Source organism: Parasphingorhabdus sp. (assembly GCF_049667325.1).
In the GTDB taxonomy this organism is placed as follows: Bacteria; Pseudomonadota; Alphaproteobacteria; order Sphingomonadales; family Sphingomonadaceae; genus Parasphingorhabdus.
Genome location: NZ_JBATHY010000250.1, coordinates 1 through 2,360, shown reverse-complemented (window position 1 = coordinate 2,360; position 2,360 = coordinate 1). Strand labels below are relative to the sequence as shown.

Annotated in this window: 4 protein-coding genes and 1 pseudogene; 2 read left to right on the top strand and 3 right to left on the bottom strand. The window is 56.8% G+C overall.

Annotated features, from left to right (window positions below; all coding sequences use genetic code 11):
* The coding region (locus WBM93_RS11315; protein WP_424431910.1) for an NUDIX hydrolase at positions 1 to 453 on the top strand (453 nt) is incomplete at its 5' end.
* A gap of 34 nt (positions 454 to 487) precedes the next feature.
* On the opposite strand, the gene WBM93_RS11310 is transcribed toward WBM93_RS11315, so the two are convergent.
* The gene (locus tag WBM93_RS11310; RefSeq protein ID WP_424431908.1) at positions 488 to 766 is read right to left on the bottom strand and encodes an ETC complex I subunit; all 279 of its coding nucleotides are present in this window, start codon (positions 764 to 766) and stop codon (positions 488 to 490) included.
* Positions 767 to 790: 24 nt separating this feature from the next.
* Positions 791 to 1,804 (bottom strand): polyprenyl synthetase family protein, encoded by a 1,014-nt coding sequence (locus WBM93_RS11305; protein WP_424431906.1) that lies wholly within the window; start codon positions 1,802 to 1,804, stop codon positions 791 to 793.
* A 116-nt stretch (positions 1,805 to 1,920) separates the two neighbouring features.
* On the opposite strand from WBM93_RS11305, the gene WBM93_RS11300 reads away from it, so the two are divergent.
* Positions 1,921 to 2,202 (top strand): chorismate mutase, encoded by a 282-nt coding sequence (locus tag WBM93_RS11300; protein WP_424431912.1) that lies wholly within the window; start codon positions 1,921 to 1,923, stop codon positions 2,200 to 2,202.
* Between the two features lie 6 nt (positions 2,203 to 2,208).
* Here the strand turns inward: WBM93_RS11300 and WBM93_RS11295 are convergent.
* A pseudogene (locus WBM93_RS11295) lies at positions 2,209 to 2,360 on the bottom strand (histidine kinase); the annotation flags it as partial.

Below are 2,360 nucleotides of genomic sequence, written 5' to 3'. Positions count from 1 at the left end.
AAGTGGGAATATGTCTCCCGCAGCCGCGGTATCCGCGCTGCGGTGATCCTCGCGATCGACGACGGACATGTGCTGCTGGTCGAGCAATATCGGGTTCCGCTGGGCAAAGCGTGTATCGAACTGCCTGCGGGCCTGGTCGGCGATCATGATGATAACGCGGACGAAGATGCTTCCATCGCGGCGATCCGCGAACTGGAAGAAGAAACCGGCTATCGCGCCGCGACAATCCAGAACTGCGGCGAATTTTATTCTTCGCCGGGAATGGTGTCGGAGAGCTTCTCGCTGTTCAAGGCCAGCGGATTGACCAAAGTCAGCGAGGGCGGCGGAACCGACGGAGAGGATATTACCGTCCACCGTGTCGCGCTGGCGGAGCTAAACGAATTTATCGAAAAAAAGCGACAAGCCGGCCTGGCGATCGACGTCAAACTCTTGCTGTTTTTTCCATTTACATAGGCAAGCCCGTGACGCTGGGCAGACAAAAGACTTTCTACCGAAAATTATCCGCGTAAGCCTGTAGCTTCAGCTTTTTCTCCGGCGTAGGAATGATCACATAATCAATCGCATGTTTGTCAGCGTAAGCTTTTGCGGCATCGCACGAATCGAAGGCCAGTTCTACTTGCCGCTGCGTATCACCGGACCCTGCCCAACCGGTCAGCGGATCGGGTTTGCGCGCTTCCGACGGCTCGAATTGCAGCATCCATCTGTCGGACAGCGCCCTGCCGGACTGCATCGCGTTTCTGGGGTTCTGATAAATTCGTGCGGCCATATTCTGTTCCTGTCCTGAACCGCCTCAATAGGCGCGGGAAATGGCAAATTCAACTGCTTCGGTCATCGCGTCCCGCGCTTTTCCGGCCGGAAAGATACCCAGCGCATCAATCGCCCGTTGGCCATAATGGCGGGCCCGAGACATCGTGTCGTCAATCGCGCCGGTCGAACGGAGCAGGTCGGTCGCCCGCGCGAGATCTTCATCCGAAGATTTATGGCCGATGATCGCATCTTTCCAGAATTTGCGATCTTCCTCGCTGCCGCGCGCATAAGCCAGGATGACCGGCAGGGTCACCTTGCCTTCGCGGAAATCGTCACCGGCATCCTTGCCCATGGTCTCGCGGTCGGAGCTATAGTCGATTGCGTCATCGACGAGCTGGAACGCAATGCCGAGATTGCGGCCATAGCTGTCCAGCGCCAGTTCGATTTCTTCATCGCATTCAGCCACAACCGCCGATATCCGGCTGGCAGCGGCAAATAATGCGGCGGTTTTTGCACCAATGATATCAAGATAGCGGTCTTCGCTGGTGTCAATCTTGCGCTGGGCGGTCAGCTGGTTGACCTCCCCTTCGGCGATCACCGCCGACGCATTGGATAATATCTTGAGCACTTTGAGCGAACCGTCTTCAACCATCAGTTCGAAAGCCCGGCTGAACAGGAAATCACCAACCAATACGGTGGCCGGATTGCCGAAAATCAGATTTGCAGCGGCTTTCCCGCGTCGCAGGTCGGAGCCATCGACAACATCATCATGAAGCAAGGTGGCGGTGTGGATAAATTCCACCGCCGCTGCCAGCTTGAAATGGCGATTGCCCGAATAGCCGATCAGCTTGGCCGCTGCCAAAGTCAGCATCGGGCGCATGCGCTTGCCTCCACCGGCAATGAGATGGCCCGCCAGTTCCGGAATGAGTGGAATTTCCGACTGCATCCGGTCCAATATCACGCTGTTGACCTGATTCATGTTGCTGGCAACCAGAGACATGATGGGTTCAAGCGAAGGTGCGGTGTCCCGCCCGAGATGATGGACCGTTGCTGACATGTTGCACCGGATGTGGCAAGTCACTAGGGATAAGGCAAGTGAAATCAAGACCAGTCCGGTTGCGTCCTGAACAAGCGGGACAAAATCCGGGACGGGCGAAAATCGGGCGACGGACCATGGACAAAAAGCTGCAACAATTCCGTGAAAGCATCAACAATATCGATGCCGCGCTGGTGTTCATGCTCGCCGAGCGCTTCAAGGTGACCCAAGCAGTGGGCGAATATAAGGCAAAAAACAGCCTGCCACCAGCCGACGCGGCGCGCGAACAGGAACAGATTGCCCGCCTGCGCCAGCTTGCCAGCGACGCCAATCTAGACCCGGAATTTTCGGAAAAATTCCTGCGGTTCATCATCGATGAAGTGATCCGCCACCATGAACGGATCCGGGACGCGGGTTAGCTAAGACTAAGCTCCTTCTGACCGCGGCAACTGCAACCGCACCAGCAATCCGCCAAGATCTTCGCTTTCCTCCAGCGCTACCGAGCCGTCGTAGATTTCTGCGACGTCGCGGACAATGGCAAGACCCAGACCGGTTCCCGGTTTGCCGCTGTCGAGGC

Bases quoted from the DNA above. Each gene is read 5' to 3' on its own strand.
- WBM93_RS11310 (WP_424431908.1), bottom strand. From the start codon at position 766: ATGGCCGCACGAATTTATCAGAACCCCAGAAACGCGATGCAGTCCGGC.
- WBM93_RS11305 (WP_424431906.1), bottom strand. From the start codon at position 1,804: ATGTCAGCAACGGTCCATCATCTCGGGCGGGACACCGCACCTTCGCTT.
- WBM93_RS11300 (WP_424431912.1), top strand. From the start codon at position 1,921: ATGGACAAAAAGCTGCAACAATTCCGTGAAAGCATCAACAATATCGAT.